The sequence below is a fragment of the Sphingopyxis sp. Soil_C_28 genome, from assembly GCF_057657055.1.
In genome coordinates, this window is record NZ_JBDGJE010000003.1 from 1 (window position 1) to 25,426 (window position 25,426).

Sequence of the window (25,426 nt, forward strand, 5' to 3'; positions counted from 1 at the left end):
GATATCGCATCACCGAGGGCGCCGAAGAAATACAGATGCGAAAGGTCGCAGCTTATCTCTTCGGATATATGGGGCCGCGGAAGGGAAGTTTGGGGTAGATATGAAATTCTCCCTGCCGCGAAGCTGCGGGGAGGGGGACCGATCGCGTAGCGAGTGATGGAGGGGCTGCGGCCCTGCGCCAAAAGCCCCTTCGTCAGCGCTTCGCGCTGCCAACTCCCCAATGGCTTCGCTACAGGGAGGATCATCCGGCTCTCACCGTTTTCGCACAAACTCCGCTCTCAACACCAGCCCCTTGATCCCTTCGTGCCGGCAGTCGATTTCCTGATCGTCGCCGGTCAGGCGGATCGACTTGATCACCGTGCCGACCTTCAGCGTCTGCCCCGCGCCTTTGACGGTCAGGTCCTTGACCAGTACGACCGAGTCGCCGTCGGCGAGCAGATTGCCGACCGCATCGCGCACTTCGGGACCGGCCGACGCGGTGGCATCACGCGCGGCGATATCGCCGGCAGACAGCCATTCGCCGCTGGCCTCGTCATAGACATAATCTTCGTCGTCATTGGTCATCAAATCATCCCGGTTTGCGGAAGCGAAGGGCGAACTGGTCGGTCTTGCCGCGGATTTCCTTGTCGAAAACATTGGTGGTGTGCGGATCGTCGGCGTGCTTGTAGAGGTCGCTTTCCGCTTCAAACTTGAAGCCCGCGCTGGTCAGTGTTGCGACGACGGCGTCCTTGTCGATCCGGTGAAGGCTGTCGGACAAGGTGGTGCCGCTGCCCTTCGCCGCGCTATGATCGATGACGACCAGCGTGCCGCCGGGCCTCAGCGCCGCGAACAAGGCCGCGCTCGCCTTGTCGCCAGTCCCGGCAGGGAAAGGCTTGAGGTACAGGTCGTGGAAATTCTGTACCGTGACGATCGTATCGAGCGGTTCGGGGAAGGCGGGCGCCGCGAACGGCCCGGCGACGGCATCGACATTGACATAGGCGGCGTCGACCGCGGCCTGATCGTCGCCATATTGTTTCTTGAACGCGATGAATTCGGCGGGCTGGAAGCCATAGACCTTGCCCGTCGCGCCAACGGCCGCGGCGAGCAGGCGGGTGACGTAACCGCCGCCCATCACATAGTCGCCGACCTTTTGCCCCGGCTTGATCTGCGCGAAAGCGAGCAGTTCGGCGGGCTTGCGCGACGCATCGCGTTCGCGATCGGTGGCGGGCCGCGCCGGGTCGGCGAGCGCAGCCTTGTAATCGGGGGTTGCAGCTTCCTTCGCGGCAAGCGGGGTCGCCGAAACGGTGAGCAGAAGGGCGAGGGCAAGCGAGCGGATCATGGCAACGACTCCCGATGATTTTGTCGCGCTACCATAGCGCCTCGTTGCCGTCTCTGCGCACTTATTTGCATCTCGTGATTTTGATGATAGGTTTCTTGGTGAAACTAAAAAATCGGGAGAGCGGACATGCATGATCTGGTGATTCGCGGCGGCACTGTCGTCGATGGTTCGGGTGGAGCGCCCTTTGTCGCGGACGTCGCGATTGACGGCGACCGTATCGTCGCGGTGGGCGAAAATCTCGGCACCGGGCGCGAAGAAATCGACGCAAGCGGCAAGATCGTCACCCCCGGCTTCGTCGACGTCCACACCCATTATGACGGCCAGGCGACCTGGGATGCCGAAATGGCGCCGTCGAGCTGGCACGGCGTCACCACCGTCGTGATGGGCAATTGCGGCGTCGGTTTTGCTCCCGCCAAGCCCGACCGCCACGAATGGCTGATTTCGCTGATGGAAGGCGTCGAGGATATCCCTGGCACCGCGCTTGCCGAAGGCATGTCGTGGGACTGGGAAACCTTTCCCGAATATATGGATGCGCTCGAAAAGCTGCCGCGCACCGTTGATGTCGCGTGCCACGTCCCGCACGGCGCGGTGCGCGCCTATGTGCTGGGGGACCGCGAAAAACCCGGTGCGATCCCGACCGATGCCGACATCGCCGAGATGTCGCGGATCGTCGAGGAAGGCGTGCGCGCGGGGGCCTTGGGCTTCTCGACCAGCCGCACCGTCCTCCATAAATCGATCGACGGCGAACTCGTCCCCGGCACCACCGCAACTGCGGAGGAGCTGATCGCGATCGGCCGCGCAATGGGCCGCGTCGGTTACGGCGTGTTCGAAATGGCGAGCGACATGAAGCGCGAGTGGAACGAGTTTCAGTGGATGGGCGACCTCAGCCGCGAAACCGGTCTTCCGGTGACCTTCGCCGCGCTGCAATCGATCGCCAAGGAACTGCCGCTCGAGGAACAGATTTCGGAAATGCGTCGCCAGAATGCGACCGGCGCGAACATCGTCGCGCAGATCGCGCTCCGCGGCAACGGCATCATCATGGCGTGGCAGGGTACCGTCCACCCGTTCCGCTTCAAGCCCGCGTGGAACGAGATCATCGACCTGCCGTGGGACCAGCAGCTCGCGAAGCTGAAGGACCCCGCGTTCAAGGCGCGGATGATCGCCGAAGAAAATGTCTGGCCCGAAAGCGACATCCTCGATTTCCTCAAGATCGTCGCCGAGGGCTGGCCGGTCCATTTTGAAATGGATCCCGACTTCAATTACGAGCCGAAGATGGACGAAAGCATCGCGGGCCGCGCCGCGGCGGCGGGCGTCTCGCCGGCCGAATATGCCTATGAGTTGCTGATGAAGGACGATGGCAAGGGCTTCATCTATTTCCCGATCCTCAACTACCGCGACGGCAACCTCAATTTCCTCGAGGATCTGCAAGCGGCCGACGACACGGTGAACAGCCTCTCCGACGGCGGCGCGCATTGCGGGACGATCTGCGATGCCGCCTCGCCGACCTTCATGCTCCAGCATTGGGTACGCGACCGCAAAGGCCATCGCATCGCGCTCGAACATGCCGTGAAGCGTCAGTGCCGCGACACGGCGTTGCTTTATGGCCTCGAAGATCGCGGCGTGCTCGCGCCGGGCTATCTCGCCGATTTGAACGTCATCGACATGGACGCGATCAAGCTTGGCAAGCCCTGGCTCGCCTTCGACCTGCCCGCGGGCGGCAAGCGCCTGCTACAAAAGGCTGACGGTTATGTCGCGACGGTGAAGTCGGGTGTGGTGACCTTCAAGGACGGCGCGATGCAGGGGCCGACCCCCGGCGGCGTGATCCGCGGCCCGCAGCGCGTTGAGATGGCGATGGCCGCAGAGTGATGCGCAGCGTTCAGCTTCGTTCGCCCGCCTCGCTCGACAATCTGACCCCGACCGACATGGCCGATCCCGGCGATCCGGGGCCGGGTGAAATCCGCGTGCGTCTGAGGGCGTCCTCGCTGAACTTCCACGACTTCGCGGTCGTGGCAGGGATGATCCCCACCGCCGACGGACGCATCCCGATGTCTGACGGCGCCGGAACGGTCGAGGCGGTGGGCGAAGGCGTGACCCAGTTCAAAACCGGCGACCTGGTGGTATCGACCTTCTTCACCGACTGGGACGACGGCCCGGCACCGTCCGCTGCGGCGGCAAAGGGTGTACCGGGCGACGGAATCGACGGCTATGCGCGTGAGGCGGTGGTCGTACCGCAGCATTGGTTCACGCGCGCTCCACACGGTTATTCTGCTGCAGAGGCGGCGACGCTGACCTGCGCGGGGCTCACCGCGTGGCGGGCGTTGTTCGTCGATGGCGTGACCCAGCCAGGGTCGACGGTGCTGGTACAGGGAAGCGGCGGGGTGTCGGTCTTCGCGCTGCAGTTCGCCAAGGCGGCGGGCGCGCGGGTGATCGCGACGAGCTCATCCGACGCGAAACTCGAACGCTTGAAAGCGCTCGGCGCCGATGAACTGATCAATTACAAGGACGTGCCGGCGTGGGGCGCAAAGACGCTCGAGCTGACCGGCGGGCGCGGCGTCGATACCGTGGTCGAGATCGGCGGCGCGGGCACGCTCGATCAGTCGATGGTTGCGACACGCGTGGGTGGCCATGTCGCGCTGATCGGTGTGCTCACGGGAATCGTCGGGCCGGTGAAGACCGCGCTTCTGATGAGCAAGAATCTTCGCGTACAGGGGCTGACCGTCGGCAGCCGCGCGCAGCAATTTGCGATGATCGCGGGGGTCGAGGCGAATGGAATCCGGCCGATCCTCGACCAGCATTTCCCGCTCGAAAATCTCGCCGACGCGTTTCGCCATCAGGCTGCGAACGCGCATTTCGGCAAGATCATCGTCGATATCTAGCGGCTTAGCGTGCGAGCAGGTCCGAGGGCAAAGTCGGTTCGCTGACGATCTTCGCCATGCGCCGCCACATCTCATCGCGGCTGGGTTTGCCGCGCTCGACATAGGCGCGCACCATCGTCTCGCCGAGGCCGTAGTTGATCACATAGCTGCGATACTGGTCGGTGAAGCTGATCGATTGTTCGGCGCGCTGGGCCGAGACGAGCAGATATTTCTGGGTCAGTGCGACGGCCGTCGGGCGGTCGATGACGCCGTCGAGATATTGCTGTGCGATCGTCAGCCGCGCGCCCGATGCGCGCTTGATCGCCGCGAGCAGCTGCCAATAGCGGTCGTTGGACGGCACCGCGATCTCGGCGATCGGCATCAGTATGTCGCGTTCGGTGTCGGCCTTGCTGCTTTCGGGGAAGGCAAGGTCGATGCCGTAATTGGCGCTGCCCTCGGCAATCAGACTTTGCGGGCTGTACAGCGGATAGATGCTGAATTCGGCCCAGCCGCGCTGTTTGACCAGCCCCTCTTCGAGCTTCATGTTGAGCAGATGGTGCCCCGGATACCCCTCGTGGCAACCGAGATCGAGCGCGCGCGACAGGCGGATCGGCAGGTCGGTGTTGACCTGAATCAGGCTGTGATAGCCGCCCTGATAATAATTATAGCCGCTCCAGCTTTTGCCTGTGACGAATTCGAGCCGGAAGCTCTCGCCCCCAGGCATCGGAATATGCGCCATGCTGCGTCCGCGGCAGCGCGCGATCGCGGCGTCGAAGGTTTTTTGCAGCCGCTCCTTCGGGATGGTGAAGGCATCGAGATAGGCTTCGACGCGGTCCGCCAGCGCGCCGTCGCCGGGGACGAGCGCGTCGATCTTCGCGAGTTCGGGGTCGTAACTGGCCAGCGGTTTCAGCCGCGGGCGGACGCCGAACAGTCGCTCGGCTTCGTCGGCGAAGGCGAAGCGCGTGCCCTGCATCATTTGCAATCGCGTTTCGGCGGCGCGGAGCTGCGCGCGGAGGAAGGTCGAGCGGCGGCGTTCGAGCGGATCGGGAAGGCGCCGCGCCGCGAGGTCGATCTGCGCCATCAACGCGCGCACCGCCGTGAGCAGCGCGGCTTTGTCGCGCGGTGCCGCCTCGGCCGCCTTTTGCAGCTCGACCGGGCCATAATAAGCGTCGATATAGCCCGGCTCGTGCGTCCCGATTTCGAGCGTCAGATGCAGATAGTCAGCTGCAATCTCGTCCAGCGCTTTGGTCGACGCGGCGGTGCGGCGAACGTCGATGGTGGCGATGCCCGCCTTGGCGGGCGCTTTGATCTCGCTGGTGGCGCAGCCGGACAGGGCAGCGATCAGCGACAGGGCGATAAGTTTGCGCATCACCCCGACATAGCGCCGTTTTCGGAGGTGTCACGCACGTCGCCATCGGCCGCGATTTCTGCGTCAGACTCGCTTTCGACCGCGGCATGCTGCGGATGGAGCGGCGCGAAACGCAGCACGGCAAAGCCGACGAGCGCGGCGGCGAGCGATCCCATCAGGATGCCGATCTTGGCCTCTTCGACCCGCAATGCGTCGCCCGGAAAGGCAAGCCCGCCGATGAACAGGCTCATCGTGAAGCCGATGCCGCACAGCATCGCGATGCCGTAAACCTGCAACCATGTCGCGCCGCGCAACGTGCCCGCGATGCCGAGTTTGACCGATAGCCAGACGCTGCCGAAAATGCCGACCTGCTTGCCGAGGAACAGCCCCGCCGCGATGCCGAGCGGCAGCGGCGCGAAAATCTGCTCGGCGGTAAGTCCCCCGACGTCGACCCCGGCGTTGGCGAAGCCGAACAGCGGCACGATGGCGAAGGCGACCCATGGGTGGAGGCCATGTTCGAGCCGGTGCAGCGGAGAGTGCTCGCTGTCGGGGGCGCCCGGCGTGCGCTCGAACGGGATCGCCATCGCCGCGAGCACACCGGCGATCGTCGCATGCACGCCCGATAGCAGCATCGCGTACCAGAGGAAGGCGAACATCAAGAGGTAGAGCGGCAGGCTTTTCACGCGCAGGCGCCCCATCGCGAACATCAGGCCAAGGATCGCGGCGGCGGCCCCAAGCGCTAAAAGGTTGATCTTTGCGGTATAGAAAAGCGCGATGATCGCCACCGCGCCCATATCGTCGACGATCGCGACGGTGACGAGGAACAGCTTGAGCGAGGTCGGCGCGCGTTTGCCGAGCAGGGCGAGCACCCCCATCGCAAAGGCGATGTCGGTTGCCGCCGGGATCGCCCATCCCTGCGCCAGCCCCGGTTCGCCGCCCGCGAAAGCCATGTAAAGCAAGGCGGGAACCGCCATGCCCGCCGCCGCGGCGATGAAGGGCAGCCGCCGCCGGTCCCAGCTCGCGAGCCGCCCATCGACGAATTCGCGCTTGATCTCCAGCCCGACAAGCAGGAAGAAGATCGCCATCAGCCCGTCGTTGATCCACAGATGGACCGTCATCGGCCCCAGCTTGTCGGTCAGCACAGGACCGGTCACGCCATGGATTATGTCGTGATAGAGCGTCCCGAGCGACGAATTGGCAATAATCATGGCCAAAATGGCTGCGAAAATCAGCAATATCCCGCCCGCGCTCTCGCTCGCAAGGAACTCGCGCAAGGCGGACCGGGGCGGAAAACTGCGATTCATGAGTAAGCTATTCCCTTAGTTTGTCAGGATATTTGACGATTGTCCCAAGGCCGGGGGCCGTCTTTACAAATTGGACTCATTCACTAGCACTATCGGTGCAGATGACATTAGGTCATCGGTGGGGGCGAGGCTAGCGCATTGGAGCTGTCGACCGCATGGCTGGAATGGCTGGTGCTGGGTGCCAGTCATGAACTGATGCTGTTCGCGTCGGTTGGAATCTTGCTGATCGGGCTCGATGACCTGCTGTTCGACGCCTTGTGGCTGGCAACGCGCCGTCACGCACCATCGTCGGGCCCCGACACGCCCCCGCTAGAGGGACGTCTCGCGGTCTTCGTGCCCGCATGGGATGAGGCCAAGGCGCTTCCCGCAATGCTGCGCCGCACGCTGGCGGCTTGGGTAGACGAGGATTTCCGCCTCTATGTCGGCTGCTATTCCAATGACGCTGCAACGCTCTTTGCTGTCTCCCCGCTGATCGCACGCGACCGGCGGCTGCGGCTGGTCATCGGCGACCGTGAGGGGCCGACGACGAAGGGCGACAATCTCAACCGGCTGTGGTCGGCGCTGGGCGAGGATGAGCGCGCCGAAGGCCTGCGTTTTGCCGCGATCGTCCTCCATGATGCCGAGGACCATGTCCATCCGGGCGAACTCGCGCTCTATCGCCGTCATCTCGGTGAAAATGCGATGGTGCAGATCCCGGTTGTGCCACTGATCAAGCGCGCGGAGCGCTGGGTTGGTGGCCATTATGGCGACGAATTTGCTGAGGCGCATGGCAAGGAACTCGCCGTGCGCTCGCGCCTGGGCATGCCGCTTCCCTCCGCCGGGGTCGGCTGTGCCCTGACGCGCAACGCGCTCGCGTTGCTGGCGATCGAACGCGGTGGCGAGCCGTTCCGCTGCGACAGCCTGACCGAGGATTATGAGATCGGGATGGTGATCGGCGCCTATGGCCTCGGCGCCCGCTTCATCGAGGCGGCGGGGCCGGCGGGCGACTGGGTGGTGTCGCGCGGCGCCTTTCCGGGCGAGGTCGAAGCGGCGGTGCGGCAGAAGGCGCGCTGGGTTGCGGGGATTGCGCTGGCGGGATGGGATCATCTCGGCTGGCCCGGGTCGCGGCGGGATGACGCCGATCTTCCTGCGATCCGCAACTGGCTTGCGCGCTGGATGCTTTGGCGTGACCGCCGTGCGCCGCTCGCCGCACTCGTCCTCCTTGCCGCCTATGCCGGACTGGTCCTGACCGCTCTGGGTTGGGCCGGACAACTATTGCTGGGCTGGAATGCAGCGCTCATCGGCGAGGAGATGCGGCTGCTTCTCGTCTTCAACCTTTTGCTGCTCCTTTGGCGGATGGGGATGCGCGGCCACTTCACCGCGCGCTGGTATGGTCTGCGTGAGGCGGCGATGGCGCTGCCGCGTTCGATAGTCGCAAACATCATTGCCATGCTGGCCGCGCGGCGCGCGATTCTCCTCTATTGGCGCATGCTACGGTCGGGCCAGGTGGTGTGGGACAAGACCGACCACGGCGAAAGCGAAGCCATTCCGGAGGACGCCTTTGCGCGGACGATGGCGCGATGATGGCGCGCCGCATCAATGCGCGCCGCGATGCGCCAGCACTGCGATTCTTGCTCCTGTGCGTCGGCGGGTGGGTTCTTATACGGGCCATGATGGCGTGGAATCCCGCGCCGCCGTTGCCGCCCCACGACGCTATGCCATGGTCCGCGCCGTCGCCCTTCGTCGCGAGTGAAGCGGCTCCTCCAAGCCGTTTCCTCCGCCAGGAAGATTCCGCGACGCGCGCGCGGACAAGCTCACCACTCGCTTTCGCTGAGGCAGCGGCTCCCCTGTCGGACGCGTCCGCCAAGGCGGCGGATGAGCCCGGATATGGCGCGTTGGGCGCCGATCTCCACAGCCTCCGTCTCGCGTTGATGGCACGGCTGTTGCCGTCGCCGCCGGGCGGTGTCGCGCGCTCTGCCGCCGCGACCGGCGGGGCGCTGTGGTTTCCGCTTGCACCCGCCGCGCACGCCGAGCCGGGGCAGGGCAAGCCCTTCTGGATCCGGCGGCAGCTGTCGGGCTGGTCGCTCGGCGGCTGGCTCTATATGCGCGAGGGTTCGGCGCGCGCGCCCGAAGCCATCGGTGCGGCCAGTCAGCTTGGCGGCAGCCAGGCAGGGCTTCGCCTTGGCTATGGCTTTGGCGACGCTGGCCGGGCGCGCGCCTATGGCCGCGCAACGATTGCGGTGCAGCGGCCGCAGCAGCGCGAGATCGCTTTCGGCCTCGCCTTTGCCCCGCTGGCGCATTTGCCGCTCGACGTCGCGATCGAACAACGCTTTGCGGCGGGAAAAGAGGGCCGCACCGCGCTCGCTATGATGGCCAGCGGCGGCGTTTCCGATGTCGCATTGCCCGCCGGCTTTCGGCTCGACGCCTATGCGCAGGCGGGCGTCGTCGGCTTGCATCGGCGCGACGGTTTCGCCGACGGTGCTGTCGTGGTCGATCGCCGCGTCGGCCCAGACGACACGTCGCCGCTGCGCCTTGGCGGGCTCGCCGCCGGCGCGGTCCAGCCCGGCGCCGCGCGCATCGATGTCGGGCCGCGGCTGACGCTTCGCCTTCCGCAAGTGGGGGAGGGCAGCCGGATCGCACTTGATTGGCGCCAGCGTGTTGCAGGCGATGCGCGCCCCGAAAGCGGGTTGGCGCTGACCCTCGCGAGCGACTTCTGAGATTTCCGATAAATTAGCCGCCGCGCAGATTCCCCGTGCCGCAAAAATGGTTTAGGGTCCTTGGAATCGGCGCTGTTCCGGCGCCGCGGACGTTCGTCGGGGCCCATGGATCTTTACCTCCCAGTCGCCAATCTCTCGGTCAATGCGCTGGTTATCATCCTGCTCGGCGGCGGGGTCGGTTTCCTGTCGGGCATGTTCGGCGTCGGCGGCGGCTTTCTGACCACGCCTTTGCTCATTTTCTATGGCATCCCGCCGACGGTCGCCGCGGCATCGGCGGCGACGCAGGTGACGGGGGCGAGCGTGTCGGGGGTGATGGCGCATCTCGAGCGCGATGGTGTCGATCTGCGCATGGGCGGCGTGCTCGTTGCGGGCGGCCTGCTCGGCTCGCTGATCGGGGCCGGCCTGTTCGAACTGCTCACCGCCTGGGGGCAGATCGATACCGTGATCAACATTCTTTATGTCGCGCTGCTCGGGACCGTCGGCACCTTCATGGGCCGCGAAGCGTGGGGCAGTTTCCGTGCCGCGCAGGCCGGATTGCCGGCGCCCGCGCGCAAGCGTCGCCACCATCCGATGGTCGCAAATCTGCCGATGCGCTGGCGCTTCTATCGTTCGGGGCTCTACATCTCGCCGCTCGCGCCCTTGCTGCTTGGCATGGCGGGGGGCGTGCTGACCATGCTGCTCGGCGTCGGTGGCGGTTTCATCATGGTTCCCGCGATGCTCTACCTGCTCGGCATGGGAACGCAGGTCGTCGTCGGCACGTCGCTGTTCCAGATCCTGTTCGTGACGATGGCGACGACGATGGTCCACGCGCTGACCACCGGCGCGGTCGATATCGTGCTCGCGGGCCTGCTGTTGCTCGGCAGCGTCATCGGCGCGCAGTTCGGCGCCCGTTTCGCGCAAAAGGTGAAGCCCGAATATCTGCGGATGGCGCTCGCGGCGATCGTCCTGCTCGTTGCGCTGCGCATGGGCGTTGACCTGTTCATCCGCCCCGACGAAATCTATACGGTGCAATGACGCGCGCGGGCACCCTGCTGCTTTGGCTCGCGGCGCTGTTGATGCCCGCCGCGGCGCGCGCCGCCGATCCGCGGCTGGTGCCCGACGTGTCGAGCCGCGCGATCGACATCCAGTACAGCTTTACCGGCGAGGAACTGCTGCTGTTCGGCGCAATCCTCTATCCCGGTCAGCGCCTTCCCGATGAACGCGCCGACATTGTGGTCGTGCTCAAAGGCCCGATGCGGCCGATCGTTCTGCGCGAAAAACGGCGGGTCGCAGGTATCTGGGTCAACGCTTCCAGCATCCGCCTGCGTACATCGCCCGGCTTTTACGCGATCGGTTCCTCGCGCCCGATCGACAAGCTGGTCGACGAACGGACCGCCGCGATTTTCGAACTCGGCCTTGCCAATCTGTCGATGTCGCCGACGGGGTTTTCGGGGGCGAAGAAGCTCGAACGCTTCGAAGCGGGGTTGATCGACCTCTATCGCCGCATCGGCCTGTTCTATGAAAATCCGGCGGCGGTCGAAATTACCGAAGGGGTCCTCTATCGCGCGCGGATTCCGGTTCCGGCGCGCGTTCCCGTCGGCACCTACCGCGCCGAGACCTATCTCATCAGTCGCGGTCGCGTGCTCGCGGTCGCATCGCGCGACGTCCAGATCCGCAAGGCCGGATTCGAACGCTTCGTGGCGCTCGCGGCGCAGAGGCATGGCTTTCTCTACGGCCTGGCTGCGGTGTTCCTGTCGCTGGTGCTCGGCTATGGCGCGTCGGCAATTTTCCGCCGCCGTTAAGCCTTATGTTTCGATCCTAAGTTCACGGCCTATTTACCCTCGTCTGCGATAGCCCAAGCCGGGACCACAAAATAGGCGGGGCGGATACATGGACATGCAGGGTGGCGGCTTCAGCGCCGGAGACTCGACGGCGGCACAGCACGTCCGGCTCGCGGGCGGCGGCGTTGCCGCTTCGGTGGCGCCGGTGATCAATCATCATCGCGACGATCTGATGATCGGCGAAGTCATCGATATTTCGGGCTCGGCCTCGCGCATTCTGCTCGACGCCGCCGCAATCGGCAAATTATCGACGTCGGGCGATGCCGCCGTGGCCATGGCCGGACAGGTCGGCGCGCAGGTCAAGGTTCGCGTCGGCAACATCTGGCTGATCGCCAGCATCCGCGACCAGCAACTGCACGAACGCGGCGAAGGGCTGATCCTTGCGACGATCGATTTTCTCGGCGAAGGCGAAGAGGAAAAAATCACCGGCCGCATCCACAATTTCCGCCGCGGCGTCACGCGCTATCCGATTCCGGGCAGCCAGGTCTTCGCCGCGACCAGCGCCGACCTCAAGCAGATCTACGCCGCCGACGAGCGCGCGCATGTCGAAATCGGCACCGTCTATCCGACCAAGGATATTCGCGGCTCGCTCTATGTCGATGCCATGCTGGGCAAGCATTTCGCGCTGCTCGGATCGACCGGTACGGGCAAGTCGACGAGCGCGGCGCTGATCCTCCACAAGATCTGCGAACTCGCGCCGCAGGGTCATATTCTGATGATCGATCCGCACGGCGAATATTCGGCGGCGTTCAAGGGCATCGGCGCGCTGTTCGACGTCGACAATCTCGCCATGCCCTATTGGCTGATGAATTTCGAAGAACATTGCGAAGTGTTCGTCACCGCGGAAGGCCGCGACCGGCAGGCCGATTGCGACGTGCTTTCGCGCTGCCTGCTCCAGGCGCGGACGAAGAACCGGCTTGCCGAAGGCATGACCAAGATCACCGTCGATTCGCCGATCCCCTATCTGCTTTCCGACCTGCTGGGCATCCTCACGAACGAGATGGGCCGCCTCGACAAGGCGACGTCGACCGCGCCATTCATGCGCATCAAAGGCAAGATCGAGGAAATGCGCGCCGATCCGCGCTATAATTTCATGTTCTCGGGTATGCTGGTCGCCGATACGATGACCAGCTTTCTCGCCAAGATTTTCCGTCTGCCGTCGGACGGCCGGCCAATCTCGATCATCGACGTCTCGGGGGTGCCTTCGGATATCACCGGCGTCGTCGTCGCAGTGCTGTCGCGCCTGACCTTCGACTATGCGATCTGGTCGCGCGGCGAACCGCAGCGTCCGATCCTGCTCGTCTGCGAGGAAGCCCATCGTTACATCCCGTCGAAGGACACCGGCCAGGGTCAGGCGGTGCGCAAGATCCTTGAGCGGATCGCAAAGGAAGGCCGTAAGTACGGCGTGTCGCTGGGCCTTATCACCCAGCGCCCGTCCGATCTGGCCGAAGGCGTGCTGTCGCAGTGCGGCACGATCATCTCGATGCGCCTCAACAACGAACGCGATCAGCATTTCGTGAAGGCCGCGATGCCCGAAGGCGCGCGCGGTTTCATCGATTCGATCCCGGCGCTGCGCAATCGCGAATGCATCGTCTGCGGCGAAGGCGTGTCGATCCCGATCCGCGTCTATCTCGACACGCTCGATGAAGACAAGCGGCCGGCATCGAGCGATCCGCTGTTTTCGAAACTGTGGCGCGAAACTGGCGGCGAGGCCGAAATCCTCGAGCGCGTGGTCAAGCGCTGGCGCAGCCAGGGCCGATAAGATTTCTCCCCTCCCTTGCAGGGAGGGGAGGCTTAGCCTTTCGGCGGTTCCCACAATTCGATCGGATTGCCCTCGAGGTCGTGCACACGCGCGAAGCGGCCGATGGCCGGGTCGTTCCATTCGTCCTTGGTGATCACCGCATCGCCCGCCGCATGAAATGGCGCCAGCACGGCGTCGAGGTCATCGACGCGCAGGTTGATCATATACTGGCGATCGGCGGAGAAATATTCGGTGTCGGCCTTGAACGGCGCGAACACCACCGGACCCGCGGCGACATTCCACGTCCATTCGTCGATCGGGCCGGTGTCGTCGGCGTTGCAGCCGGCGCCGATACCCAGCCGTTCCTTGTACCAGGCGTTGAGCGCGTCGGGATTGCGTGCCCGGAAAAACAGCCCGCCGATGCCTTTGACATGTCCCATATCTGCCTCCCTGCCATGTTGCAGGCAGGCTAGCTCGATTGGGTCAGCGTTTCCACTCTCCGCTGCCGCGGAATTCTTCGCGGATCTGACCCGACTGGTTGAGCCGCGGGTCGGCGTAGGTCGGCGCCGGGGTTGGGGCGGCGATGGGCGACGACATGATGGGCGCGGCCGGCGCCATGGCGGCGGGCAGCGGCGCCGCAGCGACATCGGGCAGCGGCGTGCCGGGACCGCCGAGCATTGGCGCGGGGCCGGCGCCGGGGGCGATGCCCTGCCCCTTCAGTATCGCGAGTTGCTGCGCGAGCGGCAGATAGGGGCCGGGAACAGGTTCGCGGCCAAGGTATGGCGCGCGGAACGCGTCGGGCATGCCCCAGCGGCCGCGCCAGCGGTGAAAGATATGCGCACCGACGATGTTGGTCATCACCAGGCTTTTGCCCCAGCGCGGCCAGATCGCCTGCGTGTGATAATGGGTGGCAAGTCCAACCTTGGGGAACACATAGCCGCCCAGCGCTGCCGACGCGACGCGGCTGGCGCGCAGCCAGTTCGGCCGGCTCGGGGCGCGCGCCATCGCGCCGTCGCAGCTGAAGGTGAACTGGCACACGCCCGCGCGCTGCGACCCTTGAAAGACGACTCCGCACACGGTGTTCGGAAAGCTCGGGTGGCGGACGCGGTTGATCACCGTCTGTGCGACGCCGCGCATTCCGTCGTCGGTTTCGGAGGCGGCTTCATAATAGATGGCTGCGGTCAGGCAATAATGCGCGCGCTCGCGGTCAAGCGCGGTGACCCCGCGAAAGACATAGCTTTTGGCGGGCGGGCCGACGAAGGCTTCGTCGCGGAGCAGCGCGGGATCGGCGGGCGGCAGTGCCGCGGCGTCGCCATAACCGACGCTGTCGGGATTGGGCAGGCTGGGGTCGATCTTCAGCGCGTCGGCATAATCGTCGGCATTCATGATCGCCCAGCGTTCGGGGTCATAGGCGCGGAAGTTCAGCGGTATCGAGACGCTGTACGGTCCAAAGACCGCGGGCGCGCGGAGCTGCCCGCTCGACAGCAGGAACGCAAGACACGCCACGGCCATCACCCCGGCGATCGCCGCCCAAAAGGCGCGGCCCGGCCCCGCCGGCTTTTCCGGCGCCGGGTCGCGCCACGTCGAGCGGGCGGTCAGGTTCAATTCGGGCTTCATGCGTGTGTCTAAATTCCATGGCGCCGGCCGCGCACGATTCGCGCAAATGGGGCCAGTCCGCCTTATACGCGGAAACGCCAACAAAATGTTGCTATCGATCCGGGTGTTTCCCGCGGGTGCGAAACCGCATGACGGGCGTTATCCAAAAATTTGGAACAGGGGCTTAGGATTATGCGCGATGACCGACGCCATCCCCCCCTATCGGCGCAGCGCGCGCACCGATTACCGGATGTGGCTGTTGCTCGCTTTCGGTCTGTTTTTCCTCTGGGCCGGGTCGACGATCGACCCCGCCGACAACTGCAGCGAGGATCGCAGCGAATGCGCGCCGTGGCTGGTGCCGCTGGCGCAGGGTCTCGGGGCGCTCGTCGCGCTCGGGGCGGGGCTCAACATGCTCGCCAACCCGAACCGCGGCAGCTTGATCGACCCCGCGACGGGCGAACTTGTGTGGTGGCAGGGCCGCATCGGTACGAGTGGAGGCGACGAAGGGCGCATCCATCCCACGCAGATCGGGAAGGTCCGCATCGTCCGGGAGGACGAAAGCGACGACGCGGTGCATCTCTATGATCTGGAAGGGAGCCGTCTCTTCTGGTTCGACCAGGAGGTGATCCCATGGCCTTATGACAGTTGGGCGGAGCGGCTGGCGGCGCGCTGGCCGCACATCGAGGTCGAACGGGTGGGTTAGGCGCCGATGACCGGTGCCGTTTCGGAGCGGGCCGCTTTGGGAAAATATCTGCTCATGCCGCGGCGCGCGCGATAGGCGTCGATGCGGTCGGCATAATGACCCGAAAGGTCGAAATCGGCATGGCGCGCGCTGGCGCCGCGTCGGCGGGTGACAGCCATCAGGGCCATCTGGTGCCGGTAGAAAAGCTCGTTCATATCCATAGGAAGCTCCCTTGGTAGCTGCACGAGCCTATGTGCCGAATGGATCGGCGGATGGTCCGGCCCGGCGCCCCGAAAGACGCCAGGCCGGATATCACTTATGCAGGCTGGAGGTTGACAGCCGACGTCTTGCCGCGCTGGTCGGTTTCCAGCTCGTAAGAAACGCGCTGTTCCTTGTTCAGCGTCGCCATTCCGGCGCGCTCGACAGCGCTGATGTGGACGAAGCTGTCGCCCGAGCCATCTTCATTGGCAATGAAACCATAGCCTTTGTCGCTGTTGAAGAATTTTACGGTGCCGATGGGCATGGGGTGTTTCCTTTCACGAAAACAGATAATCAACCGGCAAAAGCACCGGAGGAGCTGGTAGCGCGTGAAGGGAAGTATCCGCCGGTAGGCATCAAATTTCCGTCGCAGGCGACGTTAGCCGGAGAATATTGGAATAAATTTGCCGAAAAGTCAAGGTTTCTGGGAATATCCGTAATTCTCGCACGTTTGCTGGGGAAATAATCGGGCCGAATTGCCGTATCGCGCCGGATGGCGATCGATCCTGGCACAAAGCGGACTCAGCGTATCTCGACCGTCAGATGTTCGATCCCATGCACGGGTTTGACCCGGGCGCAGATCGCTTCGCGCGTTGCGCCGACGACGCTGATGATCGCCGAATGCGCGGCGGGGCCGACGCGCCAGACGTGCAGGTCGATGATCCTTGCATCGCCCGGTTCCTCGACGCGGGTGCGGATTTCGGTTTCAAGCGCGGCGTCGGTGGCGTCAAGCAGCACCGCCCCGGTATCGCGCATCAGCGACCACGCCCAGACCGCGATGACGATCGACCCGACGACACCCATCGCGGGGTCGAGCCACACCCAGCCGAGATAGCGCCCGCCGAGCAACGCCGCGATTGCGAGCACCGAGGTCAGCGCATCGGCGACGACATGCAGATAGGCCGAGCGGAGGTTGTTGTCCTTTTCCGGTGGGTGATCATGGTCGTGATCGTGCGTGTGGCCATGATGGTCATGGCCATGGTCATGGCTATGCCCATGGCCGAGGAGCAGCGCGCTCGCGATATTCACCCCCAGCCCGATCACTGCGATGATCGTCGCCTCGGCAAAGGCGACGGGGCTTGGGTCGAATAGCCGCGTCAGCGATTCATAGGCGATGCCGAGTGCGAAAAGCCCGAGCACGAGTGCCGAGGCGAAACCCGCAAGATCGCCGACCTTGCCGGTGCCAAAACTATATCGGCGCCCATGGGCATGGCGCTTCGCATAGGCATAAGCGATCGCCGCGATGCCGAGCGCGCCCGCATGCGTCGCCATGTGAAAGCCGTCGGCGAGAAGGGCCATCGAATTGAACGCGATCCCCGCGGCAATCTCGCCGACCATCATCACCGCGGTCAGCGCGACGACCCACAAGGTGCGCCGCGCATTCTCGTCGTGCCGCTTGCCCAAGAAGACATGGTCGTGGGTCAGCGTATCGATTTCGGTATCGAACGACATGAATACTGCCCTTATTTTGCGTAACGGCGGATCGCGGCGAGGAGTTCGTCGGCACCCGCGGCGCGCTCGGTGTCGGAGAGGGCGGGGGCGATGACATGCTCGCGCATATGATCTTCGACCAGTTCGTTCATCAGCCCCAGCACCGCGCCGCGCACCCCCGCCACCTGATGCAGGATCGCCGCGCATCCGGCTTCCCCGGCAATCGCGCGTTCGATCGCGCCGACTTGCCCGGCGATGCGCCGGACGCGGGCGAGGAGTTGCTCCTTATTCTTCAACGTGTGGTCCATAGGGTACCCCCCTATACTATAATGGTAGCTGGAGCAATCGATGAGAAAGGCAAACTATCTTCCCTTGAGCGTTTGCCGTGCTATTTGTCGCGGCACGGGCAACGCGGACGCCCGTCCAGACGGCTTGCCGTCCAAGATCCGCTCCACACGCCGCATTTGCGGCAAGGAGCGCGCTTGCCATGACCACCCTTGAACCTTCGCCGCCACCCCTTTCGCTTTTCCAGCTTTTCCTGCGGTTCCTCCGCTTCGGTTTCTTCGCCTTCGGCGGGCCGGTCGCGCAGATTGCGATGGTGAAGCAGGCGCTCGTCGAAGAAGATCGCTGGATATCGCCCGCGCGCTTCAACCGGCTGCTCGCGGTGATGCAGATCTTGCCGGGGCCGGAGGCGCATGAATTGTGCGTCCATCTTGGCATGGTCGCGCGCGGGCGGATGGGCGGGCTGCTCGCGGGGCTCGGCTTCATGCTGCCGGGTTTTGTGCTGATGCTCGCCGCGGCCTGGCTCTATAAAGACTGGATCGTCGGCCATCCTGCGATGGCGACGGTTTTCCTGGGTGTGCAGATCGCCGTACTCGTGATCATCCTGCGTGCGGTGCAGCGGATCGGGGCGCACATCCTCGAAGACCGGCTGTTGTGGTCGCTCGCCGCGGTGTCGCTCGGCGCGACGCTGGCGGGCGTGCCGTTCTGGATCCCGCTGATCGCGGCGGGGCTGATCTATAGCTTTGCCGCGCGGCCGGTCGTGGCGGCGTCGGTGTTTGCTGTCGCGGTCGCGCTGGCCTTTCTCATATCGGGCGCTGTACCCTCAGAAAATGTGAGGGTTGCCACCAGCGAAGCAGGCATCGTTACCCTGTTCATCGCCGGGCTGAAGGGCGGGCTCCTGACCTTTGGCGGTGCTTATACCGCCATCCCATATGTGCGTACCGACACTGTCGGGCGCGGCTGGCTGTCCGACGCGACCTTCCTCGACGGGGTCGCGCTGGCGGGGATGCTGCCTGCGCCGCTCGTGATCTTCGCGACCTTCGCAGGCTATGTCGCCGGGGGGCTTCCGGGCGCGGTGGCGATCACGGTCGGCATGTTCCTCCCGGCTTTCGCCTTTTCAATGATCTTCTTCGAGCGGCTGGAAGCGGTAGTCGAGAATCCCGCGCTGCACCGCGTCCTTGCCGGCGTGGCTGCGGCGGTCGTCGGGGTGATCGCCGCGACTTTGTTGCAACTCGGTTGGGCCACGGCGCTGCGCGTTTCGAACCCGATCGCTGGTGCGCTGATCTTTGGCGGCGCGATCGCAGTGGTCATGCTTCTCAAAGGGAAATGGGTCGCCCCCGCGCTGGTGATCGGCGCCGGCATCGCGGGATGGCTGCTCAATCCATAAAGAGCGCTGGCCATAAAGCGCGCGGGGCCAGCATTCCCCCTTGCCGACTCACCTGCCAAAGCCTATATGCCGCCTACTTCTTGACATGGTTAGCCAGTTGGGACGTCGGGGCCGCGGGCCGCGGCGGCTGTACCCACATGCTTTCCTGTCATCCGAAACGGGAAATTTCTTTGGCCGATCTCGACGTCCTAAATGCGATCATCGCGCCTGAAGCGGAGGCTTTGGGCCTCGCGCTCGTGCGCGTCGCCTTCTTTGGCGGCGAGAGCGATCCGACGCTGCAGGTGATGGCCGAGCGCCCTGACACACGCCAGCTGACGATCGACGATTGCGCCAATCTGTCGCGCCGCATCTCGGAGCAGCTCGACGCGCTCGAGGAAGCGGGCAAGGACCCGATCGACCAGGCGTATCGGCTGGAAGTGTCGTCGCCGGGCATCGACCGACCGCTGACGCGCCCGACCGACTTCGCCGACTGGGCGGGGCACGAGGCGAAGATCGCGCTCAAGGAAAAGCGCGACGGTCGTCAGCGCTTTAACGGCGAGCTGATCGGCATCGAGGGCGATGTCATTATGATTTCGGATAAAGAGGGTGTGGAGCACAAGCTGCCGTTCGATGCGATCGACACGGCGAAACTGGTTCTCACCGACAAATTGATTGCCGCAACCGTCCCGCTTTCAGCCGAAGGCGCCGACGAAATGGAAGAAGAAGGACAGGACTGATGGCCACTGCCATTTCCGCCAACCGCGCCGAACTGCTGGCGATTGCCAACAGCGTCGCCAGCGAGAAGATGATCGACAAGGGCATCGTTATCGAGGCCATTGAAGAAGCGATCCAGCGCGCCGCGCGCGCCCGCTATGGCGCCGAGAACGACATTCGTGCGAAATTGGACGTCCAGACCGGCGATCTTCGCCTGTGGCGCGTCGTCGAAGTCGTCGAAACCGTCGAGGATTATTTCAAGCAGGTCGATCTGACTGCCGGTCAGAAGCTGCAGAAGGACGCCCAGCTCGGCGACTTCATCGTCGATCCGCTGCCCGCGGTCGACCTCGGCCGCATCGACGCCCAGTCGGCGAAGCAGGTGATCTTTCAAAAGGTCCGCGAAGCCGATCGCGAGCGCCAGTTCGAAGAGTTCAAGGATCGCGGCAACGAGCTGATCACCGGGGTCGTGAAGTCGGTCGAATTCGGCCACATCGTTGTGAACCTTGGCCGCGCCGAGGGCGTGATCCGCCGCGACCAGCAGATTCCGCGCGAATTGATGCGCGTCGGTGACCGCGTCCGCGCACTGATCCTGTCGGTGCGCCGCGAAAATCGCGGCCCGCAGATTTTCCTCAGCCGTGCGCACCCCGACTTCATGAAGAAGCTGTTCGCGCAGGAAGTGCCCGAAATCTACGACGGCATCATCGAGATCAAGGCCGCCGCCCGCGACCCGGGCTCGCGCGCCAAGATCGGCGTGATCAGCTACGACAGCAGCATCGACCCCGTCGGCGCCTGCGTCGGCATGAAGGGCAGCCGCGTTCAGGCGGTCGTCCAGGAAATGCAGGGCGAAAAGATCGACATCATTCCCTGGTCCGAAGATACGGCGACCTTCGTCGTCAACGCGCTCCAGCCCGCAACGGTCCAGCGCGTCGTGATCGACGAGGATGACAGCCGCATCGAAGTCGTCGTTCCCGACGATCAGCTGTCGCTCGCCATCGGTCGCCGCGGCCAGAATGTCCGTCTCGCGAGCCAGCTGACCGGCAGCCAGATCGACATCATGACCGAAGCCGACGCCAGCGAAAAGCGCCAGCGCGAATTCGTCGAACGCTCGTCGATGTTCCAGGAAGAACTCGACGTCGACGAAACGCTTGCGCAGCTGCTCGTCGCCGAGGGCTTCAGCGAACTCGAAGAAGTCGGCTATGTCGGCATCGAAGAACTCGCCGGGATCGAAGGGTTCGACGAGGAACTGGCGCAGGAACTGCAGAGCCGCGCGCTCGAAGGTCTCGAGCGCCGCGAGGAAGCCTCGCGCGTGCAGCGCCGCGAACTCGGCGTCGAAGACGCTCTGGCGGAAATCCCGCACCTGACCGAAGCGATGCTCGTGATCCTCGGCAAGGCCGGGATCAAGACGCTCGACGACCTCGCCGATCTCGCGACCGACGAGCTGATCGCCAAGAAGCGCACCGACAACCGCCGCGGCCCGCCGCGCAGCGAACGCGCCGAGGACAAGGGCGGCGTGCTGGGCGAATATGGACTGAGCGAAGAACAGGGCAACGAGATCATCATGGCGGCGCGCGCCCACTGGTTCGACGATGAAGAGTCGAGCGAACCGGCAGAAGTTGCGCCTGAAGCTGGGCCCGCGGCAGAGCCGCAAACCGGGGAGGCCGCCGATGCGGACCCCGCACAATGATCAGCTGAGCGAACCAGACCGCGCTGGACGGCGCGGCCAGCATGTGCCCGAGCGGCGCTGCGTAATTACCGGCGAGGTTGCGCCGGCCGAACGGCTCGTGCGCCTTGCGCTCGGGCCCGACGGCACAATCGCGCCCGACGTTCACGGCAAGGCGCCCGGGCGCGGGGCGTGGATCGGTGTCGATCGCGCTACCCTCGAAGCCGCGCAGGCAAAGGGTAAGCTCAAGGGCGGCCTTGCGCGCGCGCTTCAGGACAGCAATTTCACCATCCCCGACGACCTTGGCGCGCGCATCGAGGCGCAGCTGGAGCGTGCGACGCTCGACCGGCTGGGGCTGGAGTCGCGGTCGGGCAGTCTGCTCAGCGGCAATGAAAAGATCGAAACCGCGGCGCGCAAAGGCCAGGTTCGTTTGCTCCTCCATGCCAATGATGCGGGCGAGGATGGGCGCAAGAAATTGGCGCAGGCGTGGCGCGTCGGCGAGGACGCCGAAGGATCGGGCCGCGAAGGCAAAGTCTTGCCGGTGGACCGAAGCACCCTATCTATGGCATTGGGGCGAGAGAATGCGGTGCATCTGGCGATTATTGACGCCCGCGCCGCAAACCGGGTGCTGGCGCATTTGAGCCGCTGGCAGTTTTTCACAGGATGGAGTAGGGACGCGGCCAACCGCGATTCCGACCCGCATGCCGCGCCCGTTTCTGGCGAGGAAAAAATGGGGGCGTTGCCGACCAGCGACGCCGCTTCGGACGCGTTTTGAAGGAATGATAAGTTTCGATGAGTGACGAACAGGACAAACCGACCCTTACCCGCAAGCCCCTGGGGCTGAAGCGGACGGTCGAGGCCGGGCAGGTGCAGCAGCAATTCAGCCACGGACGCCGGAATACGGTGGTGGTCGAGGTGAAGCGGCGCCGCGTGCTCGGTCGTCCGGGCGAAACCGCGCCGGTCGAGGTCGAAGAGGTCGAGGCCGCTCCGGCGCCCGCTCCGGTCGCCGCTCCGGCACCTGCGCCCGCTCCGAAGCCGGCCGCGCCCCGCGTCAGCGAGAACGACAGCCTGATGTCGCGTCAGGAACGCCAGGCACAGCTGCTGCGCGAGGCCGAAGAGTCGCGCATGAATGCGCTTGAGGACAATCGCCGCCGCGACGAGGCTGCGCGCCAGCGCGCCGTCGAGGAAGAAAAGGCGCGGGCCGAAGCCAAGGTCGAACAGGCGACCCCCAAGGCCGCCGAACCGGCTGCCCCGGCCGCCGTCGAAGCGCCCGCTGCGGCTGCTGCACCTGCCGCCGAAGCGCCTGCCGCCGCTGCGCCACAGAGCGCAGCCGCGCCCACGCCGGCGCCGCGCGCGACGACCAGTGCCGCTCCCGCACCGCGCCGCTTCACTCCGGTCGCGGCTCCGCAGCGCCCCGAACCCAAGCGTCCCGAGCCGAAGGCAACCCGTGGCGGCGATAGCCGCCGCCAGTCGGGCAAGCTGACCGTCACGCGTGCGCTGAACGAAGACGAAGGCGCGCGTGCGCGCAGCCTCGCAGCGCTGAAGCGCGCCCGCGAAAAGGAAAAGCGTTCGCACACCGCATCGTCGGGTCCGCGTGAGAAGCAGATCCGCGAAGTCGTCGTGCCCGAAAGCATCACGGTTCAGGATCTCGCCAACCGCATGGCCGAAAAGACCAGCGATCTGGTCAAGGCACTGTTCAAGATGGGCGTCCCGTCGGCCAGCACCGACACGATCGATCAGGACACCGCCGAATTGCTCGTCACCGAGTTCGGGCACGAGATCATCCGCGTCAGCGAAGGCGATATCGACATCCGTCATGATGAAGATGTCGACGATGCCGAACATCTGAAACCGCGTGCCCCGGTCGTCACGATCATGGGTCACGTCGATCACGGCAAGACGTCGCTTCTCGACGCGCTGCGCGGTGCGAATGTGCAGGCGGGCGAAGCCGGCGGCATTACGCAGCATATCGGTGCCTATCAGGTAAAAACCCCCGACGGCTCGCTCGTCACCTTCCTCGACACCCCGGGCCACGAAGCCTTTACCGAGATGCGTCAGCGCGGTGCCAATGTCACCGACATCGTTATCCTGGTGGTCGCGGCCGACGATGGGCTGAAGCCGCAGTCGATCGAGGCGATCAAGCATGCGAAGGCGGCCGGCGTGCCGATCATCGTTGCGATCAACAAGGTCGACAAGGAAGGCGCCAATCCGCAGCGCGTCCGCGAACGCCTGCTCGAACATGAGCTGGTGGTCGAGGAAATGGGCGGCGACGTCCAGAATGTCGAAGTGTCGGCGCTCAAGAAGACCGGTCTCGACAAGCTGCTCGAAGCTATTGCGGTGCAGGCCGAAATCATGGAGCTGAAAGCCAACCCCGATCGCGCCGCCGAAGGCACGGTGGTCGAGGCGAAGCTGGACAAGGGCCGCGGTCCGGTGGCGACGATCCTCGTTCGCCGCGGGACGCTGAAAGTCGGCGACATCTTCGTCTGCGGCGCCGAAAGCGGCCGTGTCCGTGCGCTCATCGACGATCAGGGCAAGCAGATTAAATCGGCGACTCCGTCGATGCCGGTCGAAGTGCTGGGCCTTGGCGGCGTTCCGATGGCGGGCGACACGCTCACCGTCGTCGAGAATGAAGCCCGCGCTCGCGAAGTCGCGACCTATCGTCAGGAACAGGCAACGCGCAAGCGCACCGTTCAAGCGCCGGTTAGCCTGGAAGGCATGTTCGAGGCGCTCGCCGACAAGACGAACGTCATCCAGTTCCCGGTGATCATCAAGGGCGATGTGCAGGGATCGGTCGAAGCGATCGTCAATGCGCTGAACAAGCTGTCAACCGACGAGATCCGCGTCCGTGTGCTCCAGTCGGGCGCCGGCGCGATCACCGAGAGCGACGTGACGCTGGCGGCGGCGACGAAGGCGCCGATCATCGGCTTCAACGTCCGCCCGAACTCCAAGGCGCGCGACATCGCGAAGCGCGAAAACGTCCGGTTCATGTATTATGACGTCATCTATCACCTGACCGACGAAATCCGGAAAGAGATGGCGGGCGAGTTGGGTCCGGAACGCGTCGAAACCGTCGTCGGCCGCGCCGAAGTCAAGGACGTCTTCCCCGCCGGCAAGCGCGACAAGGCCGCTGGTCTGCTCGTACTCGAAGGCTCGATCCGCAAGGGGCTGCACGCCCGTCTCACGCGCGCCGACGTCATCGTTTCGGCAACGACGATCTCGTCGCTCCGCCGCTTCAAGGACGACGTCGCCGAAGTGCGCGCCGGTCTCGAATGCGGTGTGGTCCTCGCCGACACCAACGACATCAAGGCGGGCGACCACCTCGAAGTCTTCGAAGTCGAACTGCGCGAACGGACGCTGTAAAAAGCGTCCGCTCCGCGCGGATCAGGAGGCGCCGGCATGGCTCGCTATGTGGCATTGTTCGGCAGCATCAACGTAGGTGGCAACCGACTGAAGATGGTCGATCTGCGCGCGGCGTTCGAGGCTGAGGGATTCAGCGACGTCGAAACCGTCGTTGCCAGCGGTAATGTCATCTTCTCGCACCCCGCGCGGCCAACGCGCGGGCTGGAGGAGAAGCTGACGCTGATGGTCGACGACCGGTTCGACATGAGCTGTGCCGCGTTGGTGCGAAGCCGTGACGAGTTGGCCGCGGCGATCGCCGACAATCCTTTTGCGAGCACCAACGAGGACAAGTTCGTCCACACCATGTTCCTCGACGGGCAGCCGACCGCGGAACAGTTCGAGGCTTTGGCCAGCGACAAATGGATCAAGCCGAACGAGCGCGTCGCGCTGGGCGACCGGGCGCTTTTTATCGATTATGGCGACGGTGTCGGCGACAGCAAATTGACCGCGCGGATGATCGAACGCCGCCTGGAACACAAGGGCACCGCGCGCAACATGCGCTCGATCGCCCGGATTATCGACAAGCTCGACCAGTTGGAGAAAGCGGAGCCATGAAAACCGAAAAGGACAAGGGCCCGACGGTCCGTGCGCTGCGCGTTGGCGAACAGGTGCGCCATATCCTGTCGGATATCCTCGCGCGCGGGGACGTGCACGACGATTTGCTGGCGAAGCATCCGGTGAGCGTCACCGAAGTCCGCATGTCGTCGGACCTGCGCCACGCGACGGTGTTCGTGAAGTCGCTGCTCGGCAAGGAAGAGGAGGCGGTGCTGAAGGCGCTGCGCACCAACACCGCCTGGCTGCAAAAGAGCGTCGCTGGAAAGATGACATTGAAATATGCCGCGAAGCTGAAGTTCCTGTCGGACGAAAGCTTCGATGAGGCGAGCCATATCGACAAATTGCTGCGCGACCCGAAGGTCGCTCGGGATTTAGAGAGCGGCGAGGGCGAACCCTGATCC

25 protein-coding genes are annotated in these 25,426 nt (G+C 64.7%); 15 read left to right on the top strand and 10 right to left on the bottom strand.

Annotation, left to right across the window (positions count from 1 at the left end):
• Positions 1 to 252: 252 nt before the first annotated feature.
• Both AC3A43_RS13410 and AC3A43_RS13415 read right to left on the bottom strand, forming a co-directional pair.
• Positions 253 to 564 (bottom strand): alkylphosphonate utilization protein, encoded by a 312-nt coding sequence (locus tag AC3A43_RS13410; protein ID WP_487793056.1) that lies wholly within the window; start codon positions 562 to 564, stop codon positions 253 to 255.
• A 4-nt stretch (positions 565 to 568) separates the two neighbouring features.
• On the bottom strand, positions 569 to 1,318 hold the full coding sequence (locus tag AC3A43_RS13415; protein WP_487793057.1) for a class I SAM-dependent methyltransferase: 750 nt from the start codon (positions 1,316 to 1,318) through the stop codon (positions 569 to 571).
• Between the two features lie 126 nt (positions 1,319 to 1,444).
• Between AC3A43_RS13415 and AC3A43_RS13420 the strand changes: the two genes are divergently transcribed.
• Both AC3A43_RS13420 and AC3A43_RS13425 read left to right on the top strand, forming a co-directional pair.
• Entirely contained in the window at positions 1,445 to 3,184 is a 1,740-nt protein-coding gene (locus AC3A43_RS13420; protein ID WP_487793058.1) for an N-acyl-D-amino-acid deacylase family protein, read from the top strand.
• Complete coding sequence (locus AC3A43_RS13425) at positions 3,184 to 4,194, top strand: zinc-dependent alcohol dehydrogenase family protein (protein ID WP_487793761.1); 1,011 nt, start codon at positions 3,184 to 3,186, stop codon at positions 4,192 to 4,194. Before AC3A43_RS13420 ends, AC3A43_RS13425 begins: the two co-directional genes overlap by 1 nt.
• A gap of 4 nt (positions 4,195 to 4,198) precedes the next feature.
• Here the strand turns inward: AC3A43_RS13425 and AC3A43_RS13430 are convergent, their stop codons facing one another.
• Positions 4,199 to 5,542, bottom strand: a complete 1,344-nt coding sequence (locus AC3A43_RS13430) for a hypothetical protein (protein WP_487793762.1) — start codon at positions 5,540 to 5,542, stop codon at positions 4,199 to 4,201.
• Entirely contained in the window at positions 5,542 to 6,825 is a 1,284-nt protein-coding gene (nhaA, locus tag AC3A43_RS13435) for a Na+/H+ antiporter NhaA (protein WP_487793059.1), read from the bottom strand. The genes AC3A43_RS13430 and nhaA overlap by 1 nt, the downstream gene beginning before the upstream one ends.
• Positions 6,826 to 6,963: 138 nt before the next feature.
• Between nhaA and AC3A43_RS13440 the strand changes: the two genes are divergently transcribed.
• The 5 genes from AC3A43_RS13440 to AC3A43_RS13460 all read left to right on the top strand — a co-directional run bounded on the left by AC3A43_RS13440 (position 6,964) and on the right by AC3A43_RS13460 (position 13,103).
• A complete protein-coding gene (locus tag AC3A43_RS13440; protein ID WP_487793060.1) occupies positions 6,964 to 8,388 on the top strand; it encodes a glycosyl transferase family protein in 1,425 nt (474 codons plus the stop codon).
• Complete coding sequence (locus AC3A43_RS13445; RefSeq protein WP_487793061.1) at positions 8,385 to 9,521, top strand: hypothetical protein; 1,137 nt, start codon at positions 8,385 to 8,387, stop codon at positions 9,519 to 9,521. Before AC3A43_RS13440 ends, AC3A43_RS13445 begins: the two co-directional genes overlap by 4 nt.
• 105 nt (positions 9,522 to 9,626) lie before the next feature.
• The gene (locus tag AC3A43_RS13450) at positions 9,627 to 10,535 is read left to right on the top strand and encodes a sulfite exporter TauE/SafE family protein (protein ID WP_487793062.1); all 909 of its coding nucleotides are present in this window, start codon (positions 9,627 to 9,629) and stop codon (positions 10,533 to 10,535) included.
• Entirely contained in the window at positions 10,532 to 11,302 is a 771-nt protein-coding gene (locus AC3A43_RS13455) for a TIGR02186 family protein (protein WP_487793063.1), read from the top strand. The genes AC3A43_RS13450 and AC3A43_RS13455 overlap by 4 nt, the downstream gene beginning before the upstream one ends.
• A gap of 88 nt (positions 11,303 to 11,390) precedes the next feature.
• Complete coding sequence (locus AC3A43_RS13460) at positions 11,391 to 13,103, top strand: ATP-binding protein (protein WP_487793064.1); 1,713 nt, start codon at positions 11,391 to 11,393, stop codon at positions 13,101 to 13,103.
• A gap of 32 nt (positions 13,104 to 13,135) precedes the next feature.
• On the opposite strand, the gene AC3A43_RS13465 is transcribed toward AC3A43_RS13460, so the two are convergent.
• Together AC3A43_RS13465 and AC3A43_RS13470 are read right to left on the bottom strand one after the other, a co-directional pair.
• On the bottom strand, positions 13,136 to 13,522 hold the full coding sequence (locus tag AC3A43_RS13465; RefSeq protein WP_487793065.1) for a VOC family protein: 387 nt from the start codon (positions 13,520 to 13,522) through the stop codon (positions 13,136 to 13,138).
• A gap of 43 nt (positions 13,523 to 13,565) precedes the next feature.
• Positions 13,566 to 14,699 (bottom strand): cell wall hydrolase, encoded by a 1,134-nt coding sequence (locus tag AC3A43_RS13470; protein ID WP_487793066.1) that lies wholly within the window; start codon positions 14,697 to 14,699, stop codon positions 13,566 to 13,568.
• Positions 14,700 to 14,877: 178 nt separating this feature from the next.
• Between AC3A43_RS13470 and AC3A43_RS13475 the strand changes: the two genes are divergently transcribed.
• Positions 14,878 to 15,381, top strand: coding sequence for a hypothetical protein (locus AC3A43_RS13475; RefSeq protein ID WP_487793067.1), 504 nt, complete (start codon positions 14,878 to 14,880; stop codon positions 15,379 to 15,381).
• On the opposite strand, the gene AC3A43_RS13480 is transcribed toward AC3A43_RS13475, so the two are convergent.
• The 4 genes from AC3A43_RS13480 to AC3A43_RS13495 form a co-directional block, all read right to left on the bottom strand.
• On the bottom strand, positions 15,378 to 15,581 hold the full coding sequence (locus tag AC3A43_RS13480; RefSeq protein WP_487793068.1) for a hypothetical protein: 204 nt from the start codon (positions 15,579 to 15,581) through the stop codon (positions 15,378 to 15,380). The genes AC3A43_RS13475 and AC3A43_RS13480 overlap by 4 nt on opposite strands.
• Positions 15,582 to 15,676: 95 nt before the next feature.
• Complete coding sequence (locus tag AC3A43_RS13485) at positions 15,677 to 15,883, bottom strand: cold-shock protein (protein ID WP_037514749.1); 207 nt, start codon at positions 15,881 to 15,883, stop codon at positions 15,677 to 15,679.
• A gap of 257 nt (positions 15,884 to 16,140) precedes the next feature.
• On the bottom strand, positions 16,141 to 17,070 hold the full coding sequence (gene dmeF, locus AC3A43_RS13490) for a CDF family Co(II)/Ni(II) efflux transporter DmeF (protein WP_487793069.1): 930 nt from the start codon (positions 17,068 to 17,070) through the stop codon (positions 16,141 to 16,143).
• 11 nt (positions 17,071 to 17,081) lie between these two features.
• Entirely contained in the window at positions 17,082 to 17,357 is a 276-nt protein-coding gene (locus tag AC3A43_RS13495) for a metal/formaldehyde-sensitive transcriptional repressor (protein ID WP_487793070.1), read from the bottom strand.
• Between the two features lie 179 nt (positions 17,358 to 17,536).
• Here AC3A43_RS13495 and chrA point away from each other — a divergent pair, with 179 nt between their 5' ends.
• The 7 genes from chrA to rbfA all read left to right on the top strand — a co-directional run bounded on the left by chrA (position 17,537) and on the right by rbfA (position 25,423).
• Entirely contained in the window at positions 17,537 to 18,718 is a 1,182-nt protein-coding gene (chrA, locus tag AC3A43_RS13500; RefSeq protein WP_487793071.1) for a chromate efflux transporter, read from the top strand.
• A gap of 170 nt (positions 18,719 to 18,888) precedes the next feature.
• Positions 18,889 to 19,434, top strand: a complete 546-nt coding sequence (gene rimP, locus AC3A43_RS13505) for a ribosome maturation protein RimP (RefSeq protein ID WP_487793763.1) — start codon at positions 18,889 to 18,891, stop codon at positions 19,432 to 19,434.
• Positions 19,434 to 21,095: a transcription termination factor NusA gene (gene nusA / locus AC3A43_RS13510; RefSeq protein ID WP_487793072.1), complete on the top strand. Its 1,662-nt coding sequence runs from the start codon at positions 19,434 to 19,436 to the stop codon at positions 21,093 to 21,095. The genes rimP and nusA overlap by 1 nt, the downstream gene beginning before the upstream one ends.
• Positions 21,076 to 21,846, top strand: coding sequence for a DUF448 domain-containing protein (locus AC3A43_RS13515; protein WP_487793073.1), 771 nt, complete (start codon positions 21,076 to 21,078; stop codon positions 21,844 to 21,846). Before nusA ends, AC3A43_RS13515 begins: the two co-directional genes overlap by 20 nt.
• Positions 21,847 to 21,863: 17 nt before the next feature.
• The gene (infB, locus tag AC3A43_RS13520; RefSeq protein WP_487793074.1) at positions 21,864 to 24,431 is read left to right on the top strand and encodes a translation initiation factor IF-2; all 2,568 of its coding nucleotides are present in this window, start codon (positions 21,864 to 21,866) and stop codon (positions 24,429 to 24,431) included.
• Between the two features lie 36 nt (positions 24,432 to 24,467).
• A complete protein-coding gene (locus AC3A43_RS13525) occupies positions 24,468 to 25,025 on the top strand; it encodes a DUF1697 domain-containing protein (RefSeq protein ID WP_487793075.1) in 558 nt (185 codons plus the stop codon).
• Entirely contained in the window at positions 25,022 to 25,423 is a 402-nt protein-coding gene (rbfA, locus tag AC3A43_RS13530) for a 30S ribosome-binding factor RbfA (RefSeq protein ID WP_487793076.1), read from the top strand. The genes AC3A43_RS13525 and rbfA overlap by 4 nt, the downstream gene beginning before the upstream one ends.
• Positions 25,424 to 25,426: the final 3 nt, after the last annotated feature.

Bases quoted from the DNA above. Each gene is read 5' to 3' on its own strand.
- AC3A43_RS13410 (WP_487793056.1), bottom strand. From the start codon at position 564: ATGACCAATGACGACGAAGATTATGTCTATGACGAGGCCAGCGGCGAA.
- AC3A43_RS13415 (WP_487793057.1), bottom strand. From the start codon at position 1,318: ATGATCCGCTCGCTTGCCCTCGCCCTTCTGCTCACCGTTTCGGCGACC.
- AC3A43_RS13420 (WP_487793058.1), top strand. From the start codon at position 1,445: ATGCATGATCTGGTGATTCGCGGCGGCACTGTCGTCGATGGTTCGGGT.
- AC3A43_RS13425 (WP_487793761.1), top strand. From the start codon at position 3,184: ATGCGCAGCGTTCAGCTTCGTTCGCCCGCCTCGCTCGACAATCTGACC.
- AC3A43_RS13430 (WP_487793762.1), bottom strand. From the start codon at position 5,542: ATGCGCAAACTTATCGCCCTGTCGCTGATCGCTGCCCTGTCCGGCTGC.
- nhaA (WP_487793059.1), bottom strand. From the start codon at position 6,825: ATGAATCGCAGTTTTCCGCCCCGGTCCGCCTTGCGCGAGTTCCTTGCG.
- AC3A43_RS13445 (WP_487793061.1), top strand. From the start codon at position 8,385: ATGATGGCGCGCCGCATCAATGCGCGCCGCGATGCGCCAGCACTGCGA.
- AC3A43_RS13450 (WP_487793062.1), top strand. From the start codon at position 9,627: ATGGATCTTTACCTCCCAGTCGCCAATCTCTCGGTCAATGCGCTGGTT.
- AC3A43_RS13455 (WP_487793063.1), top strand. From the start codon at position 10,532: ATGACGCGCGCGGGCACCCTGCTGCTTTGGCTCGCGGCGCTGTTGATG.
- AC3A43_RS13460 (WP_487793064.1), top strand. From the start codon at position 11,391: ATGGACATGCAGGGTGGCGGCTTCAGCGCCGGAGACTCGACGGCGGCA.
- AC3A43_RS13465 (WP_487793065.1), bottom strand. From the start codon at position 13,522: ATGGGACATGTCAAAGGCATCGGCGGGCTGTTTTTCCGGGCACGCAAT.
- AC3A43_RS13470 (WP_487793066.1), bottom strand. From the start codon at position 14,699: ATGAAGCCCGAATTGAACCTGACCGCCCGCTCGACGTGGCGCGACCCG.
- AC3A43_RS13475 (WP_487793067.1), top strand. From the start codon at position 14,878: ATGACCGACGCCATCCCCCCCTATCGGCGCAGCGCGCGCACCGATTAC.
- AC3A43_RS13480 (WP_487793068.1), bottom strand. From the start codon at position 15,581: ATGGATATGAACGAGCTTTTCTACCGGCACCAGATGGCCCTGATGGCT.
- AC3A43_RS13485 (WP_037514749.1), bottom strand. From the start codon at position 15,883: ATGCCCATCGGCACCGTAAAATTCTTCAACAGCGACAAAGGCTATGGT.
- dmeF (WP_487793069.1), bottom strand. From the start codon at position 17,070: ATGTCGTTCGATACCGAAATCGATACGCTGACCCACGACCATGTCTTC.
- AC3A43_RS13495 (WP_487793070.1), bottom strand. From the start codon at position 17,357: ATGGACCACACGTTGAAGAATAAGGAGCAACTCCTCGCCCGCGTCCGG.
- chrA (WP_487793071.1), top strand. From the start codon at position 17,537: ATGACCACCCTTGAACCTTCGCCGCCACCCCTTTCGCTTTTCCAGCTT.
- nusA (WP_487793072.1), top strand. From the start codon at position 19,434: ATGGCCACTGCCATTTCCGCCAACCGCGCCGAACTGCTGGCGATTGCC.
- AC3A43_RS13515 (WP_487793073.1), top strand. From the start codon at position 21,076: ATGCGGACCCCGCACAATGATCAGCTGAGCGAACCAGACCGCGCTGGA.
- infB (WP_487793074.1), top strand. From the start codon at position 21,864: ATGAGTGACGAACAGGACAAACCGACCCTTACCCGCAAGCCCCTGGGG.
- AC3A43_RS13525 (WP_487793075.1), top strand. From the start codon at position 24,468: ATGGCTCGCTATGTGGCATTGTTCGGCAGCATCAACGTAGGTGGCAAC.
- rbfA (WP_487793076.1), top strand. From the start codon at position 25,022: ATGAAAACCGAAAAGGACAAGGGCCCGACGGTCCGTGCGCTGCGCGTT.